Annotated in this window: 19 protein-coding genes and 1 tRNA gene; 11 read left to right on the top strand and 9 right to left on the bottom strand. The window is 65.9% G+C overall.

Annotation, left to right across the window (positions count from 1 at the left end):
* The first annotated feature begins 151 nt into the window (after positions 1 to 151).
* Entirely contained in the window at positions 152 to 2,470 is a 2,319-nt protein-coding gene (locus U8326_RS01445; RefSeq protein WP_324741904.1) for a membrane-bound PQQ-dependent dehydrogenase, glucose/quinate/shikimate family, read from the top strand.
* A gap of 162 nt (positions 2,471 to 2,632) precedes the next feature.
* Here U8326_RS01445 and ssb read toward each other — a convergent pair whose 3' ends face one another.
* The 5 genes from ssb to U8326_RS01420 all read right to left on the bottom strand — a co-directional run bounded on the left by ssb (position 2,633) and on the right by U8326_RS01420 (position 6,787).
* A complete protein-coding gene (ssb, locus tag U8326_RS01440; RefSeq protein ID WP_324741903.1) occupies positions 2,633 to 3,163 on the bottom strand; it encodes a single-stranded DNA-binding protein in 531 nt (176 codons plus the stop codon).
* A gap of 182 nt (positions 3,164 to 3,345) precedes the next feature.
* Positions 3,346 to 5,199, bottom strand: coding sequence for a ferrous iron transporter B (gene feoB, locus U8326_RS01435; protein ID WP_324741902.1), 1,854 nt, complete (start codon positions 5,197 to 5,199; stop codon positions 3,346 to 3,348).
* Between the two features lies 1 nt (position 5,200).
* The gene (locus tag U8326_RS01430; protein WP_324741901.1) at positions 5,201 to 5,440 is read right to left on the bottom strand and encodes a FeoA family protein; all 240 of its coding nucleotides are present in this window, start codon (positions 5,438 to 5,440) and stop codon (positions 5,201 to 5,203) included.
* A 65-nt stretch (positions 5,441 to 5,505) separates the two neighbouring features.
* Positions 5,506 to 6,165 carry a COQ9 family protein gene (locus tag U8326_RS01425; RefSeq protein ID WP_324741900.1) on the bottom strand — a complete coding sequence of 220 codons (660 nt, stop codon included), beginning with the start codon at positions 6,163 to 6,165 and terminating at the stop codon, positions 5,506 to 5,508.
* 4 nt (positions 6,166 to 6,169) lie between these two features.
* The gene (locus tag U8326_RS01420; RefSeq protein WP_324741899.1) at positions 6,170 to 6,787 is read right to left on the bottom strand and encodes an ankyrin repeat domain-containing protein; all 618 of its coding nucleotides are present in this window, start codon (positions 6,785 to 6,787) and stop codon (positions 6,170 to 6,172) included.
* 84 nt (positions 6,788 to 6,871) lie between these two features.
* Between U8326_RS01420 and U8326_RS01415 the strand changes: the two genes are divergently transcribed.
* The 6 genes from U8326_RS01415 (at position 6,872) to U8326_RS01390 (ending at position 10,755) form a co-directional block, all read left to right on the top strand.
* Positions 6,872 to 7,465, top strand: coding sequence for an SCO family protein (locus U8326_RS01415; RefSeq protein WP_324741898.1), 594 nt, complete (start codon positions 6,872 to 6,874; stop codon positions 7,463 to 7,465).
* On the top strand, positions 7,453 to 7,905 hold the full coding sequence (locus U8326_RS01410; RefSeq protein WP_324741897.1) for a YcgN family cysteine cluster protein: 453 nt from the start codon (positions 7,453 to 7,455) through the stop codon (positions 7,903 to 7,905). The genes U8326_RS01415 and U8326_RS01410 overlap by 13 nt, the downstream gene beginning before the upstream one ends.
* Before the next feature lie 3 nt (positions 7,906 to 7,908).
* Positions 7,909 to 8,631, top strand: a complete 723-nt coding sequence (locus tag U8326_RS01405) for a SprT family zinc-dependent metalloprotease (RefSeq protein ID WP_324741896.1) — start codon at positions 7,909 to 7,911, stop codon at positions 8,629 to 8,631.
* A 65-nt stretch (positions 8,632 to 8,696) separates the two neighbouring features.
* Positions 8,697 to 9,146: a hypothetical protein gene (locus tag U8326_RS01400; protein ID WP_324741894.1), complete on the top strand. Its 450-nt coding sequence runs from the start codon at positions 8,697 to 8,699 to the stop codon at positions 9,144 to 9,146.
* On the top strand, positions 9,136 to 10,128 hold the full coding sequence (gene ribD, locus U8326_RS01395) for a bifunctional diaminohydroxyphosphoribosylaminopyrimidine deaminase/5-amino-6-(5-phosphoribosylamino)uracil reductase RibD (protein WP_324741893.1): 993 nt from the start codon (positions 9,136 to 9,138) through the stop codon (positions 10,126 to 10,128). Before U8326_RS01400 ends, ribD begins: the two co-directional genes overlap by 11 nt.
* Before the next feature lie 9 nt (positions 10,129 to 10,137).
* Entirely contained in the window at positions 10,138 to 10,755 is a 618-nt protein-coding gene (locus U8326_RS01390; RefSeq protein ID WP_324741892.1) for a riboflavin synthase, read from the top strand.
* On the opposite strand, the gene U8326_RS01385 is transcribed toward U8326_RS01390, so the two are convergent.
* The 3 genes from U8326_RS01385 to U8326_RS01375 all read right to left on the bottom strand — a co-directional run bounded on the left by U8326_RS01385 (position 10,745) and on the right by U8326_RS01375 (position 13,345).
* On the bottom strand, positions 10,745 to 11,287 hold the full coding sequence (locus U8326_RS01385; RefSeq protein WP_324741891.1) for a GNAT family protein: 543 nt from the start codon (positions 11,285 to 11,287) through the stop codon (positions 10,745 to 10,747). The genes U8326_RS01390 and U8326_RS01385 overlap by 11 nt on opposite strands.
* A gap of 6 nt (positions 11,288 to 11,293) precedes the next feature.
* Positions 11,294 to 12,475 (bottom strand): amino acid aminotransferase, encoded by a 1,182-nt coding sequence (locus U8326_RS01380; RefSeq protein WP_324741890.1) that lies wholly within the window; start codon positions 12,473 to 12,475, stop codon positions 11,294 to 11,296.
* 87 nt (positions 12,476 to 12,562) lie between these two features.
* Positions 12,563 to 13,345 (bottom strand): DUF1134 domain-containing protein, encoded by a 783-nt coding sequence (locus tag U8326_RS01375; protein ID WP_324741889.1) that lies wholly within the window; start codon positions 13,343 to 13,345, stop codon positions 12,563 to 12,565.
* A 194-nt stretch (positions 13,346 to 13,539) separates the two neighbouring features.
* Between U8326_RS01375 and U8326_RS01370 the strand changes: the two genes are divergently transcribed.
* Positions 13,540 to 13,632 (top strand) — tRNA-Ser (locus U8326_RS01370).
* A gap of 34 nt (positions 13,633 to 13,666) precedes the next feature.
* Here the strand turns inward: U8326_RS01370 and U8326_RS01365 are convergent.
* Positions 13,667 to 14,155, bottom strand: coding sequence for a nuclear transport factor 2 family protein (locus U8326_RS01365; RefSeq protein WP_324741888.1), 489 nt, complete (start codon positions 14,153 to 14,155; stop codon positions 13,667 to 13,669).
* Positions 14,156 to 14,390: 235 nt separating this feature from the next.
* Between U8326_RS01365 and U8326_RS01360 the strand changes: the two genes are divergently transcribed.
* The 3 genes from U8326_RS01360 to U8326_RS01350 all read left to right on the top strand — a co-directional run bounded on the left by U8326_RS01360 (position 14,391) and on the right by U8326_RS01350 (position 17,101).
* The gene (locus U8326_RS01360) at positions 14,391 to 15,050 is read left to right on the top strand and encodes a DUF1345 domain-containing protein (RefSeq protein ID WP_324741887.1); all 660 of its coding nucleotides are present in this window, start codon (positions 14,391 to 14,393) and stop codon (positions 15,048 to 15,050) included.
* Positions 15,051 to 15,156: 106 nt separating this feature from the next.
* The gene (locus U8326_RS01355; protein ID WP_324741886.1) at positions 15,157 to 16,269 is read left to right on the top strand and encodes a DUF3734 domain-containing protein; all 1,113 of its coding nucleotides are present in this window, start codon (positions 15,157 to 15,159) and stop codon (positions 16,267 to 16,269) included.
* Between the two features lie 49 nt (positions 16,270 to 16,318).
* Positions 16,319 to 17,101 carry a 3-hydroxybutyrate dehydrogenase gene (locus U8326_RS01350; RefSeq protein ID WP_324741885.1) on the top strand — a complete coding sequence of 261 codons (783 nt, stop codon included), beginning with the start codon at positions 16,319 to 16,321 and terminating at the stop codon, positions 17,099 to 17,101.
* Positions 17,102 to 17,107: the final 6 nt, after the last annotated feature.

Here is a 17,107-nt window from a genome sequence, read left to right as displayed (position 1 = left end):
CGCAGATGCCCGCGACCGGACCCGTTCCGGCATCTGGAACTTGACCAAACGGTGTATTTTCCTGACAAGGCAGGCCGCATGACGACCTGGATGAAACCAGGCGCATGGCCCGGCAGAACGAGACGACAAGTCCGAAGAATGGGAGTGGGAGATGAAGGCGCTGCAGGTGGAAACGGGAAGGCGCGTCCTTCTGGCGATTGTCATGGCCCTTATCGCCGCGCTGCTCGTCGCGGGCGGCGGCCAACTCCTGTTCCTGGGCGGCTCGCCCTACTATCTCGTTGCCGGCCTGATGGCGGGCGCGACAGCGTTCCTTTCCTTCCGGGGCGATCGCCGCGCCATCTGGATTTACGGCGCCTTGCTGCTGCTCACGCTGGTCTGGGCGCTTTGGGAAAGCGGCGGGAACATATGGGGCATGCAGGCCCGCCTGTTCGCCCCGCTCGTGCTTGGACTATGGGTCGGCTGGCCGCTCATCCAGCTGGCCGGGCCAAAGAAGCTGGCCATCGCCGCGGCGGTGCTGATCGCCTTGCCGGCGGGGCTGCTGGGTTTCGCGAACCGGACGCATAGCGTGGACGCGGCCGCCACGCCGCCGTCCGGCTCTTCCAGGGAATGGCACCATTATGGTCAGGATCAGGGCGGCTCCCGCTTTTCCGGCCTGACCCAGATCAATGCCGCCAATGTCGGCAAGCTCAAGCAGGCCTGGGTCTATCGCACCGGGGTGAACCGATCCGAGATCGGCTTCGAGGCGACGCCGCTGATGATCGGCGACAGCCTCTATCTCTGCACCTCGAACAATGTCGTCATCGCCCTCGACGCGGAGAGCGGGAAGCAGCGCTGGCGCTTCGACCCCAAGGTCGATGCCCCGCCGCTGGCGGCATGCCGGGGCGTCGCCTATTTCGAAGTCCCGCAAGGGAGCGGTGCTTGCGCGCGGCGCATCATTTTCGCCACCACCGATGCGCGATTGATGGCGGTGGATGCCGCCGACGGCAGGCCATGCGAGCAATTCGGGGCCAACGGCACGGTCGACCTCAAGCGGGGCATGGGCGCAATCAAGCGCGGCTATTACTATGTCAGCTCCGCCCCCGCGCTGGTGCGCGGCAAGGTAGTGGTCGGCGGCTGGGTGATGGACAACCAGGAGGTGGGCGAGCCATCCGGGGTGATCCGGGCCTTCGACGCCACCACCGGCCAGTTCGGCTGGGCCTGGGACATGGACCGTCCGGACGATCCGAACGAGCCGGCGGAGGGCCGGACCTATTCGCGCGGCACCGCCAACAGCTGGGCGCCGATCAGCGCGGACGAGCAGCTCGGCCTGGTCTATATCCCCACCGGCAATGCGACGCCGGACTATTGGGGCGGCCACCGCTCCCCCGGCTCCGAACGCTATTCGAGCGCGGTCGTCGCTCTCGACGCCACGACGGGCCGCGCGCGCTGGCATTTCCAGACCACGCATCATGACATCTGGGATTACGACGTCGCTTCCCAGCCCACCCTGATCGACCTCGAGATCGGCGGAGAAACCGTGCCCGCGCTGATCCAGGCGACGAAGCGCGCGGAAATCTTCCTGCTGGATCGCCGCACCGGCAAGCCGCTCGCCCCGGTCGAGGAACGCCCTGTTCCGCAGGGCGCCGCCGCTGGCGACTGGACATCGCCGACCCAGCCCTTTGCCACCGGCGCCTTGTCGCTCGACGATACGAAGCTGACGGAGGCGCTGATGTGGGGCGCGACCCCGCTCGACCAGCTCTGGTGCCGGATCAAGTTCAGGCAGGCCCGCTACGACGGGCCGATGACGCCGCCCGGACTCAAGCCCAGCATCACCTATCCCAGCTATTCCGGCGGGGTGGATTGGGGCAGCGTATCGGTGGACCCGGAGCGGCAGATCTTCGTGGTCAACTGGATTCGGGTCGCCAATTATACCCGCCTGTTCACGCGCGAAGAGGCGAACAAGCGCGGCATCAGCCCTTCCGCCGACGGCCATATCAGCGTCGATGCCCTGCTGCCCCAGAAAGGCACGCCCTTTGCGGCCCATACCGCCGCGTTCCTTTCGCCGCTGGACATCCCCTGCACCCAGCCGCCCTTCGGAATGATCGGCGCGATCGACCTGAAAACCCGCAAGCTGCTGTGGAAGAAGCCGTTCGGCACCACCGCCGACAGCGGGCCGTTCTACACCCGCTCGCATCTGCCGATACCCATGGGGATACCGAACATGGGCGGCTCCGTCGTGACGCGGGCCGGGCTGGTCTTCATTGGCGCTTCGCAGGAGCGCGTGATCCGCGCGCTCGACAGCGCGACAGGCAAGCAATTGTGGTCGCACAGATTGCCGAGGAGCGGCCATGCCACGCCGATGACCTATATCAGCCCGAAGAGCGGCCGCCAGTTCGTGGTGATCGCGGTAGGCGGCAATGCCGCGATGCGTTCGCCGCAGGGCGATTACGTGGTCGCCTTCGCCCTGGACGATCCGGTCAAGGCGAAATGATCTGACGGAGCGTCACTGCTGAAGAGAGGCTCCGCGGAGGCCGGCGCGAACGCCCCTCTCGCGCGTCGGCACAAGGCTGGGTTCCCGCTTTCGCGGGAATGACGATTGGGAGCGAAAGAAGGACGGCCGGATAAACCCGCCACCCGATCCTGAACGGATTGCTCAGAACGGAATATCGTCGTCCAGATCGTCGCTGAAGGAACTGCCGCCCGCCGCCGCGCCGCCGCGCGAACCGCCACCGCCCTGGTTCCAGCCCCCGCCGGAACCGCCGCCCGAGCCGCCCCCGGAACCGCCTTCATTCCAGCCGCCACCGCCGCCCCGCGATCCGCCGCCGCCACCGGGTGCGCCATCCAGCATGGTCATCACCGAACCCGGTCCCTGCAACACCACTTCGGTGGTGTAGCGGTCATTGCCCGACTGGTCCTGCCATTTGCGGGTGCGCAACTGGCCTTCGATATAGACCTTCGATCCCTTGCGCAGATAGCGCTCGGCCACGCCGACCAGGCCTTCGGAAAAGATCGCCACGCTATGCCATTCGGTGCGTTCCTGCCGCTCCCCGGTATTGCGGTCCTTCCAGCTTTCCGAGGTCGCGATCCGCAGATTGCAGACCTTTCCGCCATTCTGGAACGAACGGACTTCCGGGTCCGCGCCCAGATTGCCGACCAGAATGACCTTGTTAACGCTGCCTGCCATGAAATCGCTTTCCCGTTCTGCTTGCGCCGCACCTAGCCAATCGATCCCGCCTGTTCCAGTTCCGGAAAGCGATTTCCTGTGCATTGTCGCGTTTCGCTTCGCGAAGCGCTTGCATCTGCACCGGCCCGCTCCGGCGGCATCACTTTCGAGCCTGGCGCACCTTCGGGCCAAGCCGGAAAAAATCACAAACCGAGCGCCACCGCGCCCCAATAGGTGATTCCCGCGAAGATGTAGGCCAGCGCGAACAGGTAGAGCAACATGACCATGGGCCATTTCCACCCGTTTGTTTCGCGCCGGGCGACCGCGATGGTGGAAAGGCATTGCGGCGCGAAGACGAACCAGGCGAGGAAGGCCAGCGCCATCGGCAGAGTCCACCGCTGCGGCAGCTTCGTTTCCAGCGCGGCCGCAGTGGCGTCCTCGTCATCCGAATCGACGGCATATGTGGTCGCCAGGGCGGAAACGGCCACTTCCCGCGCGGCCATGGCGGGAATCACCGCCAGCGCCATCTCGTGGTTGAAGCCGATCGGCTTGACCAGCACGGCCATGCCGCTCGCGATCCGGCCGGCCACCGAAACCTCCAGCTGGCTCTCGCCCGGATCGGCCTTGGGATAGCTCAGCAGCAGCCACAGGCTGATGGTGACGTAGAAGATGATCGTCCCCGCCCGGCGCAGGAACACCCAGGCGCGCTGCCACAACCCGATCAGCAGGTCCCCCAAGCGGGGCAGCTGGTATTTGGGCAGTTCCATGATGAAGCCCGAAGCCGCGCCCTTCGTCACCGAGCGGCGCAGCACCAGCGCGGCGAGCATCGCCCCGACGATGCCCGCGACATACAGCGCGAACAGCACCAGCCCCTGCAGGCCGATGCCCCAGCCCACCGTGCGGGCGGGAATGAAGGCGCCGATAATCACCGTATAGACCGGCAGCCGCGCGGAGCAGGTCATCAGCGGGGCGATCAGGATCGTGGTCAGCCGGTCCTTCGGATCGGCGATGCTGCGCGTGGCCATGATGCCGGGGATGGCGCAGGCGAAGCTGGACAGCAGCGGAATGAAGCTCCGGCCCGAGAGGCCCACATAGGCCATCATCCGGTCCATGATGAAGGCCGCGCGCGCCATGTATCCGGTGGCTTCCATCACCAGGATGAAGAAGAACAGGATCACGATCTGCGGGAGGAACACCACCACCGAGCCTACGCCCGACAGCACGCCCTCGGTCAGCGCATCGCGCAGGAAGCTCTCGGGCAGGTGCTGCTTGACCAGATCGATCAGCGCCGCCGTGGCGTCTTCCAGCATCCCGATCATCGGGTCGGCCCAGGCGAACACCGCCTGGAAGATCACGAACAGCAGCGCGAAGAGGATCGGCGGGCCGAGCCACGGATGCAGCAGCACCTTGTCCAGCCGCGCGTGCAGCCGATGCTGGCCGGATTCGGAAAGGATCGCGCCCTTCGCGATATTGCGGGCGGCAAGCCGCCTTTCCGGCAGAGTGATATGCGGCCGGGGATGATCCGCGGGATCGCGCTCCGCCCGCGCTTCCGCCGTGGCGATCGCCTGCACCAGTTCATCCAGCCCGCGCCGCCGCACAGCGACGATGGGGATCACCGGCACGCCCAGCGCCTGCTGGAGCGCCGCCGGATCGAGCACCAGCCCGTCGCGCTCGGCCAGATCGACCATATTCAGCGCGACCACCGTGGGGCGGCCCAGCTCGATGACTTCCTGCGCGAAGACCAGGTGCTGCTCTATGTTCGAGGCGTCGAGCACGACCACCAGCACTTCGGGCTGCGCCTCGCCCGGGAATTCCCCGAAGATCACCTTGCGGGTCACTTCCTCATCAGGGCTGGTCGTGTCGAAGCCGTAGCTGCCCGGCAGGTCGATCAGGTCCACCGGCTCGCCCGTCGGCAGGACGAAGCGCCCGGCCTTCCGCTCCACCGTGACGCCGGGATAATTGGCGATCTTCTGCCGCGCGCCGGTGAGCGCGTTGAACAGCGCGCTCTTGCCGGCATTGGGGTTGCCGACCAGCGCGGCGATGCGTTTCCGGCTCATCTCAGGCGGCCTCCACGCTCATCGCCCGGGCATGGGCGCGGCGCAGCGCCACCGTCATCCGGCCCACGCTGATCGCGATCGGATCATGCCCGAAGAACACGCCGCGATATTCGATCTCCACTTCCGCGCCCGCATCGATCCCCAGCGCGCGGAGCCGCTGCCCTTCGTCAGGCGCCAGCAAGCTCCAGTCAACGGCGGTGATCGCAGCGCGCTTGCCGATCGGAAGTTCATCCAGAGTCATGAATTGGCCGCTGCCAGATATGCGAAAACATTGCAACTTGTTCGCATTAGGGGCGCCGAGGCTCCCTACTGGCGCGCGGGATAGCGCAGCCGCCCGAGGAAGCGGGGGATGCTGAAATGCTCCGAATTCTTCGGGAAGAGCTGCCCCTTCGCCTTCTCGAACCGGATGATGCCTTCGATCCGGCGATCGAGAAACGCCTGCGTATCGGCCTTTCCGCTGCTGTCGTCGTCCGCGAAGAAGGCCAGGGTGGCGGCATAGACCCCGGCCAGAATGGCCCGCTTGCTGTAATGATTGAGATCGGTGGCCGTGTCCCCGGCCAGCCGCCACATCGCATCCGCGCTGTTCCAGCCGATCCTGAGCGCGGTGGCCGCATTGTTGGGGAGAGCCATGATCGCAAGCGCGCGCTTCAAGGCTTCCTCGCGCCCGGCGACATGGCCCAGCCGGAACCGGATCAGCGTCCGTATCCTCTCGCGCACGGGAAGCGCGGCCAGATCTTCCGGCGAGAAGGCCTGCTCCATCGCGCTGTCCACGCTGCCGATCCAGGCCGCGATCATGTCCATCGCGCCATTCGGGAAAGCCAGGCGGGCGACGGCCGCGTTCACCCCCGCCGCAGTGGCGGCGCTGTCCACGGCCGCCTCGCTCCAGCCGTCGAACACCGCGGCATCGGCGACGGTGGGCGCCAGAAGCGCCCTGATTTCTTCCAGAGTGGCGTCCGCAACGGTCATGATGTCAGAACGAAGGCCCGTAAACCTTCTGGTTTTCCTGCTGCTGGGGTTTGGCGCTGTTGCGGATTTCCGCCAGCGCGGCGCTGCCGCTGCCGTCCAGCGATGCGTAATCCCTTGCCGAACGGCCGGAATTGTCGGCCCGGTCCGGGTTGGCCCCCGCTTTCAGCAGGACGCGGATCATCGGTATATCCCGGCGATGCACCGCCGCGATCAGCGGGGTTTCCCCGGTCTGGCTCGCCTGATCGACCCGCGCGCCGGTGGAGATCAGCGCGTCCACCCCTTCCACGAAGCCAAGGCTGGCGGCAAGCGCGATCGGGGTAACCCCCTTCTTGTTCGAGATGTTCGGATCGGCGCCCTTCTGGGCAAGGAAGCGAATCCACGCCACGTCGCGCCGCTGGGTCACGATATGCAGGGCGGTGTCCCCGGTGACGAGATCGCGGGTATTGATGATCGTCGTGCCCGGCTCGTTCAGATATTCGGTCACGACGGAGCCGTCCTTCTTCTTCACCGCTTCCAGAAACTTGTAGCTGTCCGAAAACTGCGCGCGCGCCGGACCGGCCAGCAACATGGCGCACGCCAAGCCCGCCAGAACCACCTTTACCCAGCTATGAACCCTGCTCAACCCTGCCTTCTCCCGCTCAAAGACCAAAAAGAGATGACTCGTCCCTTGCTGTATACGAGTTAGCAGAGCATGAACCGATCCGCCATGAAGAAGCTCCTTGCCGCCCTAGCCGCCCTGCCCCTCGCCTTGTCCGCCACCGCCTGCGGCTCGAACAAGGCGGCCCAGGCCCCGCCGCTGGCCGGCGCCGCCATCAAGGGCGATTTCACCCTGCTCGACAAGAACGGCAAGGCGGTGAGCTGGAACGATTTCGACGGCCGCTATCGCATCGTCTATTTCGGCTACGCCTATTGCCCGGATGTCTGCCCGCTCGACGTGCAGAGCATGGTGAAGGGGCTGGAGCTGTTCGCCAGGGACAAGCCCGAGCTGGCGGGCCAGGTCCAGCCGATCTTCATCACCATCGACCCGGAACGCGATACCCCGCAGGTGATCGGAGAGTTCACCAGCGCCTTCTCCGACAGGCTGATCGGCCTGACCGGCACGCCTGAGCAGATCAGGCAGGCGGCCAAGGGCTTCGCCGCCTATTATGCCAGGGGCGAGACCAACCCCGGCGGCGGCTATCTGATGGATCACAGCCGCGCGGCCTATCTGATGGGCCGCAAGGGCGAGCCGATCGCGCTGCTGCCGGTCGAGAAGGACCCGCAGGCCGTCGCCGCGGAGCTGGAAAAATGGGTGAGCTGAGAGAGCGCTTCTGGGAACTCCCGCTGGCGGACATCACCCGCGCAGAATGGGAAGCCCTGTGCGACGGATGCGGCCAATGCTGCCTGCACAAGCTCGAGGATGCGGACACGGGGGAGATATTGCACACCAATGTGGCGTGCCGGCTGCTCGATACCGCCACCGCCTGCTGCAAGGATTATCGCCACCGCAAGGCTTTCGTGCCCGATTGCCTGCGCCTGACCGCGCGCAACGTCGCCGATATCGCCTGGCTCCCCCGCACCTGCGCCTACCGGCTGCGCGCGAGGGGCGAGCCGCTGCCCCGCTGGCATTATCTCCTCACCGGCGACAGGGATGACGTACGCCGCGCCGGATACTCGGTCATCGGCCGCGTGGTGAGCGAAGTCCATGCCGGGCCGCTGGAACACCATATCGTCGAAGTCACCGACGGCACGGAGGTCTGATCCATGATCGACTGGCTCCGCCGCGAGCGCACTCCGCCCACGGTGCGGCTGGGGGACATCGAGTTGCCGCTGGCGATCCGCCGGCATTCCCGCGCCACGAGGATGACCTTGCGGCTCGCCCCGGACGGCAGCGAAGCGCGCGTGACCCTGCCGCGCTGGGGCCGCACGGCCGATGCGGTCGATTTCGCGATCTCGCGGTGCGACTGGCTGGCCGAGCAACTGGCCCGGATACCGCGCCGGATCGCTCCGCAAGCCGGCGGGAGCATATCCTATCGCGGCCGGCCGCTCGCCATCGAATGGTCCGGCAGCTTGCCGCGCCGCCCCAGCCAGCATGGCGGGCGCCTGCTGGTCGGCGGCCCGGAAAGCGGGCTGGCCCCGCGCCTGCAACGATGGCTCGAAGGCGAAGCGCAGCGCCTGATGGAAGCCGACCTCGCCGATTATTGCCTGCACGCCCGGGAGCCGGTGCCGCCCTTGCGCCTTTCCCGCGCGCAGCGGCGCTGGGGCAGTTGCACATCGGATGGCACGATCCGCATCAACTGGCGGCTGATCCAGGCCCCCGACCATGTCCGCCGTTCGGTGGTGGCGCATGAAGTGGCGCATCTGGTTCATTTCGACCACTCCCCCGCGTTCCACGCCCTGCTCGGCACGATCTTCGAGGGAGACATCGCCGAGGCCAATGGCTGGCTGCGGCGGCACGGGCGCGGCCTCTATTCGAGTTTCGGCTGAATCCGGCCGCCGCCTCATCGACGAAAAGCTGGCGATGGCGTGATCGGCACCCTATCTACGGCGCCATGAGCTTCTGGCGGAAAATATCCCCGACACGCGCGATCAAGGATTTCTCGCAGGAATTCCTGCGCCCCAACCCCTATCGCTGGCGGATCATGGGGGTTTCCGCCGCCGCCACTTTCGCGATCTTTTCGGTGATGTGGCACGAGGGGGAAATCGGCGACCCGATCCGGCCGGAAGTCACCTACATCACCAGCTGGCGGGCCGACCGCACCGATGCCGAGATCATCGCGTCGAACCTGGAGAACCAGCGCCGGAAAGACGCGCTGGCCCAGCAGGAGGCCGAACGCCAGGAACGCATCAAGAGCATATACCGCACGCTGGGCAAGGTATCGGGCATGGATACCGAGAAGATCGAGCGGGAAGCGGCCACCGAACGCGCCGCCGAGGAACGGGCCGAAGCTGCCGCGCGCGCGCAGCGGGAACAGGAGCGGGAGCGGCAGGTTGCCCCCTGATTCCGCGGCGGACGATGCGCACTGGCTGGCGGCGGCGGCGGCCCTCGCCACCCGCGCAAGGCCCCTCAGCCGCCCCAATCCCGCTGTCGGCGCCATCGTGGTGCGCGATGGCCGGGTGCTGGGGCATGGCTGGACCAGGCCGGGCGGACGCCCCCATGCCGAAGCAGAGGCACTGGCCATGGCGGGCAGCGCCGCGCGCGGAGCCACCATCTACGTCACGCTCGAACCCTGCGCCCATCGCAGCGAACGCGGCCCATCCTGCACCTCGCTGATCCTCGAAGCAGGCCTCGCCCGGGTTGTCGCCGGGGTGGAAGACCCCGACCCGCGCACAGCCGGCAGCGGCCTGACGGCCTTGCGGGCAGCGGGCATCGCGGCGGAACTGGTGCCGCATCCCGCCGCCGCCGCCAGTCTCGCCGGCTATCTGATGCAACGGCGGGAGGCACGCCCGCATGTGACGCTCAAGCTGGCCACATCGCTCGACGGCTGCATCGCGCTGGCTGACGGGTCGAGCAGATGGATCACCGGGGAAGCCGCGCGGGCGCATGTCCATGCGCAGCGCGCGCGGGCGGATGCGATCCTGGTCGGGGGCGGCACGCTGCGCGCCGATGCGCCCCGGCTCGACGTCCGGCTACCCGGCCTCGAAGCCCGTAGCCCGGAGCGCTGGGCACTCAGTCACCAGAACGCGCCGCCGGGCTGGCGCGCGCTTGCGGAACCGGGCGCGATTATCGGGATGGCCGAGATCCAGTATCTCTATGTCGAAGGGGGGGCCGGAGCCGCCGCCGCCTTTCTCGCCGCCGATCTCGTCGACACGCTCATGCTCTATCGCGCGCCCATCCTGATCGGTGCGGGCAAACGCGCGCTCGGCGATATCGGCCTGGTCGATCTGGCAGGGGCACATGGCCGTTGGCGGTTGACCGACCGGCGCGCCCTTGGCAGCGACAGCCTCGAGGTTTATGAGCGCGCACGGCCCCAGGCCGCATAGGGGAATGCAATGTTTACCGGCATAGTCACTGCAACCGGCACGATCCAGCAGACCACGCAGCGCGGCGATCTGCACGCCGTTATCGCCTGCCCGTTCGATCCCGCCGGCATCGCCATCGGCGCCTCGATCGCCTGCTCCGGCGTTTGCCTGACAGTCGTGGAAAAGGGCGGCCAGGCGGGCGATGCATGGTTCGCGGTCGATATTTCAGGGGAAAGCGTGGCCTGCACGGTGCCCGGCCTGTGGCAGGAAGGGCGCAAGCTCAATCTGGAGCCGGCCCTCAAGATCGGGGACGAGCTGGGCGGCCATATCGTGACCGGCCATGTCGATGCCGTGGGCGAAGTGGTTTCGATCGCTTCGGAGGGCGATTCCACGCGGCTCACCATCGCCGCGCCGCCTGAAATGGCGCCCTATATCGCGCCCAAGGGCTCCATCACCGTGGACGGCGTATCGCTGACCGTGAACTCCATCGAGGATCAGGCGGATCGCAGCGTCCATTTCGGCCTCAACATCATCCCGCATACCAGCGAAGTGACCACGCTGGGCCAACTGGCGCGGGGGGACCGCGTCAATCTCGAGATCGACGTGCTGGCCCGCTATCTCAAGCGGATGGAAAGCCTCAGGAACTGAGCGGGCCGCGCGCGAAATCGTCGCGCCCGATCTCGTAGACGACGTGCGGCACCGGCCGGCCATGCACCATCACATTCTCGCGCAGGTCGGTCAGCCTCGCGCCGATCTTCTCCATGGCGCGGCGCGAGCGCAGATTTTCCGCCCCGACCCGGAAATAGACCGTGGCGACCTCACCCAATGCGTGGCCGACCATCAGGCGCTTCAATTCGTGATTGAGGCCCAGCCCCCAATGGCTCCGCGCGAGGAAAGTCCGTCCGATCTCGACCGTGCCGCCGTCGCCATCCTTGAAATTGGCGAATTGGGACGAGCCGATCACTGCCCCGCCCCGCTTTTCGATGATCGTCAGCGCGCCGCCCGCCTCCAGGGCGTCGGCGAAGAAATCCCGGAAGATCGGCTCGCGCCAGCGATCCGGATCGGGATGCTGGTCCCAGATCAGGGGATCGCGCGCGGCGGCATGGAGCGCATCCCAGTCGTCGGGATGCAAAGGCCTCAGCAGCAGCCGCTCGCCTTCGAGTAGCGGCTGCCGGTCCATTCCGCCTCAGCCCGCGACTTGCGCGAGAGCCGCGATGAACTTGTCCATATTGGCCCGGGTCAGCCCCGCCACATTGATGCGTCCGGACCCGGCCATGTAGATGCCGTGATCCTCGCGCAGCTTCAGGATCTGCTCCTTCGACAGGGCCAGCATGGAGAAGAGCCCGTTCTGCCTCGCGATCGGCGCAAGGTCCAGGCCCGCCACGCGATTGTCGGCGGCGGCCACCATCTCGCGCATCTGCCGCATCCGGTCCCGCATCTCGGCAAGCTCGTCCAGCCAGAGCCGGGTGAGCTGCTGATCCTCGAGAATCAGGCGAACCGCGGCCGCGCCATGATCCGGCGGCTGGGACCAGGACGTGCGCGCGACGGAATGGCCATGGGAGAGGATGCGGCCGGTGCTGTCCGCGTCCTTGCCCATCACGTAGAGAGCGCCGACGCGATCGCGATAGAGGCCGAAATTCTTGTCGCAGCTGTAGCAGATCAGCGCTTCCGGCACCGCCGCCAGCACCGCGCGCAAGCCATAGGCATCCTCTTCCATGCCGTGGCCGAGGCCCTGATAGGCAAGGTCGAGGATCGGCAGGATCCCACGCTCCGCCACCAGCCGCGCGATCTCGTCCCAATCGGCGGGTGAATAATCTATGCCCGTGGGATTGTGGCAGCAGCCATGCAGCAGGAACGCATCGCCTTCGCCGGCCTGCGCCACGGCGGCGCGCAGCGCGTTCATATCCGCCGCGCCATCGGCCCCGGCATGAGCGAAGCCAAGCGTTTCCAGGCCGAGATCGTCGAGAATCTGAGGGTGGTTGGGCCAGGTCGGATTGCCCACCACGATCCGGCGGATGCCCGCCCGCTTCGCCAGAGCGAAGGCGAGCCGCAGGCCACCCGTTCCGCCCGGCGCCTGCATGCCGTCGATCCGGCCGCCCCTGGCGGGATCGCCAGCGCCGAAAATATAGGGCATCAGCGCATGGACGAAGCCCATGTCGCCTTCCGGCCCGAGATAGGCCTTCGAATCCTGCTCCGCCAGCAAGCGCTTTTCGGCTTCCTTGATCGCCGCGAACACGGGCGTGGCCCCCGTTTCGGTGCGGAACACACCCACGCCGAGATCGATCTTGTCGGCGCGATTATCCGCATCATGGAGCTTGATGAGCGCGAGCAGCGCATCGGCGGGCTGTTGGGTGAGGCTATCGAGCATGGCGCGCGCTCTCTGCCGATGTCGCGCGCGCCCTTCAAGGGCGAAAATGATGAGGAAGCGAAATTCGTTCCTGCTGTGCCTTTCAGGTCAGAAAGGTATCCAGTTCTGGCTCTTGCGCAGCTTCATGTAGCCCGCGTTCACCCCCAGCCGGACGCCCGCCCCCATGCGGATGGGAATAAGCACCATGTCGCCCCTGCGCAGATAGCTGGCATTGAAGCCGCCTATGACATAGACCTGCCCTTCCGCGGCCGGGAACCGCTGGTAGATGTCTTCCGAATCATAGAGATTGTAGACCAGCACGAAGGTGCTGCCCGCATTGGCCCCCACGTCGAAGCCGATCGAGGGCCCGGTCCAGTAGACCGGCTTTTGCCCTTCCACCTTGTGATACAGCGTGCCGGAACCATAGCGCAGGCCGACGACCACGGCCCCGCCGCCTTCCCGGCCGACGATATAGGCATTCGGCTCGCCCTGCTTGTCGAGCCAGCTTTCGATCATGCGGGCAAGGCCTTCCGCGCCCTTGCCGAACACACCCTCCGCCGCGCCGATCAGATCGTCCTTCTTGTAGGTATTGCCCTCTTCCGAGGCCGCGGCCGGATTGCCCGCCGCCTGGCTGGCCGCCGTGGACGCATCCGTCGAAGTGACGACAGTGTCCTGCGCGCCGGACGACGTGACATCCTCCGGCGGAAGGGGCGGCGCGGGGTCCGTCACCGTGCCGGTGGAAGCAGGCGATGCGAGATCGCCATCGATTGCCGTGTCCGGATCGATGGATTCCATCGATTGGGCGGCGGCTGCGGTAGCGCCCCCGGCCAGGGCCAGGCCGAGCAATGCGCCCAGGAAAGGCGCCCGGAAAATGGCTGCGATGCGGTTCATTCCTGTTCCCTAACCCGTCTCGAGCAAGCAGTCGCTCATAAGAATCCCGCCCGGCTGAAGGGGCAATGAACGGGCGACGAGCCGAGTCGCTTTCGGGGCGAACCGAATCCTTTTCCGGTCCGGGCATCCTTTTTCCCGCACAGGGTTGCCGCCACGAAGTCTCGCCGTTATATCGCCCGCTGCCGCTGCGATCCGGAGACGTGGGTGAGTGGCTGAAACCAGCGGTTTGCTAAACCGTCGTACGATTTAAGGTCGTACCCCGGGTTCGAATCCCGGCGTCTCCGCCAGCGTGGCCTCCCCGCTATGGCAGGAATATCAAGGTCAGGATTCTTCCTTGTCGAAGATTTCGCTTTCCTCGGTCCCATTGTTCCAGAGGAATTCTTCCCACGCGTCGTCGATCTTCCAGCCGATGGGCGTGCGCAGGAACTTCCAGCAATAGATGCCGCCCATCATATATGGCTCGGCGCGGTCGCCGCCGGGCGGAACTCCGGTGAAGATGATGTTCGCGGAGCCGGTGGCCGCATCCCCGCCGATGTCGAAATCGCAGTTCACGATCATGTGCTGGGTCATCTCCCAGGCGCCTTCCATCTTGCCGACGCAGATGTCGAAGATTTCCTTGCGGCCCCGCATCAGCCCGAAGGCATTGGGGAGATCGAAATCGGCATCCTCGGTGAAGGTTTCGGACCATTCGGTCCACCGCCTTGCGTCCGCGAGCGACAGATAATCGTCGATCAGCTTCGCAAGCGCTTTCCGGTCTTCCAGCAGGCGGAGCCGATCTTCCAGCGCATTCGCCACGTCGATTGATGACACGCATCGCTCCCTTGTTCAGCATCCTCGCCGGCAGGCACCGCTGCAACGCACGCCGCCCCGCCCCGTCTTGAGTCAGGCGAAACCTGACCAAATGCGTGATTACGGCTTTTTGCCCCGGGCTGCAAACCTTCCGCATGGCCCGCGCGCTGCACGCAACGGGCTTGCCCATGCTTCGATAGGGTTGCAAACAAACCGGGGCGGCGGAGCTTTCCCGCGCGAGGCAGGGGTGGCGCAAATGGCGATAAAAGGTTCGGACCGGCCGTGGTATGCGCGGATAAGGCATGGGCGATATGTCCTCTTCCTCGTTCTCCTGATCGCCCTGCCCTGGCCGCTGGCGGCAGTGCTCCGGCCGACCGAGACGATCGCCGCGTCTTTCGACATCGCCACGCTCGTTTTCATCCTGACCGTAATTCCCCTTTGGCGCGGTGGCGGACCCGACACCATACGCTCCCAGGCGGAGCGGGACGATGGCGGCCAACTCACCCTGCTACTGCTCACGGCGGTGATCGTCATGGTCATGCTGGTGACGGTGGGAATGCTGCTGGCAGGCCAGAGCCGGCTGGACAGCTGGGAAATCGCGCTGCTGGTGATTACCCTGCTGATGGCATGGACCTTCTCCAACCTGGTCTTCACCTTCCACTATGCGCGGCTTTATTACGCGCGCGACGGGCAAGGCAACGATCACGGCGGGCTCGACTTTCCGGGCGGCAACGAACCCTGCTTCGCGGATTTCGTGAATTTCTCCTTCGTGCTGGGCATGACCTGCCAGACCGCGGATATTGCTATCACCGGCCAGCATATGCGGCGGGTCACCACGGCGCATGGCTATCTCGCCTTCATCTTCAACCTTGGCGTGCTGGCCCTGGCGGTCAATGTGGTGGCCGGCTCGCTCTGACCGCGGGAAGCGAGCCGGCAAATTTTTCATATTCCGCAGCAGCGAACAATGGTCCACCATTACAGCCGGATATTCGATCCATCGCCCATGCCGCAGGAGCCGCCGAATGCCTCATGACGAACGGATTTCACTCGTTCTGCAGGGCGGCGGCGCATTGGGGTCCTATCAGGCGGGTGTGTATCAGGCCCTGGAGGAAGCCGGCCATGCGCCGGAATGGCTCGCCGGAATTTCCATCGGCGCGATCAACGCGGCGATCATCGCCGGCAACGCTCCGGCAGACCGGGTGGCCCAGCTGCGCGCCTTCTGGGATCTGGTATCGTCCCAGCTGACCGCCGAGCCGCTTTTTCCCGAAGGCTGGGGGCGTCGCCTGTTCAACGAGGTTTCCGCCGCCATGGCGGCAAGCGACGGCGTGCCCGGCTTCTTCAAGCCGCGCTTCTGCCCACCCGCCCTGCTTGCCCCGGAAGGCACGGATGGCGCGCGCAGCCTCTACGACACCGGCCCGCTGCGCGAGACGCTGCTGGACCTGATCGACTTCGACCGGATCAATGCAAAGGAAACCCGCCTCAGCCTGGGCGCGGTGCAGATCGAAACCGGAAATTTCGAATATTTCGACAATCATCAGCGCAAGATCGTGCCCGAGCATATCATGGCGAGCGGTGCGCTGCCGCCCGGCTTCCCGCCGGTCTGGATCGACGGCATCGCCTATTGGGACGGCGGCCTCGTTTCCAACACGCCGCTGCAATATGTGCTCGACACGCGGCGCGGCTCCGCCGCCATGACCGTGTTCCAGGTGGACCTGTTCAGCGCGCGCGGGCCGATGCCCAAGAACCTGTTCGATGTCATGCAGCGGGAAAAGGACATCCGCTATTCCAGCCGCACCCGGTTCAACACGGATGTCAGCAAGCTGATGATGAAATTCCACGAAGCCGCGCAACGCCTGCTGGAACGGTATCCGGAACTGCTGAAAGACGATCCCGACATCAGGATGCTGGCCGAGGTCCAGTGCGACGGCCCGGTCACGATCATGCATCTTATCAATCGCAGCGAGAGCTATGAAAGCCATTCCAAGGATTACGAATTCTCGCGGGCGACCGTGAACGGGCACTGGCAGTCGGGCTATGCCGATACGGTCCACTCCCTGCGCCACAAGCGCTGGATCAACCGCAAGCCCCCTCGCCACGGGATCGCCGTTTACGACCTTGGGAGCGCGTCGCCCTGATGCTCCCCTCCCGACCTCAAATCCCCATGCCCCCAGGAAGGACCTTCCCATGGAACTGAATGACAAAGTCGCAATCGTCACCGGCGCCGCCAGCGGCATCGGTTTGGCCATCGCCAAACGCTATGCACAGGCGGGCGGGCGGGTGGCGATCGCCGACCTCAAGCTGGACGCCGCGCAGGCCGCCGCCGATTCCATCAATGCCGAACGGGCCGGCGCCGCCATCGCCGTGGCCATGGACGTCACCAGCGAAGAGCAGGTCGATGCCGGCGTGCGGCAGGTCGTCGGCCACTGGGGCACGGTGGACGTGCTGGTTTCCAATGCCGGAATCCAGATCGTCCACCCGATCGAGGAATTTCCGTTCGATTCCTGGAAGAAGATGCTGGCGATCCATCTCGACGGCGCATTCCTGACCAGCAAGGCCTGCATCCCGCATATGTACCGGCAGGGCAGCGGATCGATCATCTTCATGGGATCGGTCCACAGCAAGGAAGCCTCGCCGCTCAAATCCGCTTATGTCACCGCCAAGCATGGCCTGCTGGGCCTTTCCCGCGTCATAGCCAAGGAAGGCGCGGCGCATGGCGTCCGCTCGAACGTGATCTGCCCCGGCTTCGTGCGCACTCCGCTGGTGGACAAGCAGATTCCCGAGCAGGCGAAGGATCTGGGCATTTCCGAAAAGGAAGTGGTCGAGACGATCATGCTGGGCAACACCGTCGACAAGGAATTCACGACGGTGGAGGATATAGCCGAGGTCGCCCTGCTGTTCGCCGCCTTCAAGACCAATGCGCTGACCGGCCAGTCCCTGGTCGCCAGCCATGGCTGGTTTATGAATTGACGTCCG

This window comes from Tsuneonella sp. CC-YZS046 (assembly GCF_035581365.1).
In the GTDB taxonomy this organism is placed as follows: domain Bacteria; phylum Pseudomonadota; class Alphaproteobacteria; order Sphingomonadales; family Sphingomonadaceae; genus JAWKXU01.
Note: the sequence above shows the minus strand (reverse complement) of the source record. Positions and strands in the feature narration are given on the sequence as shown.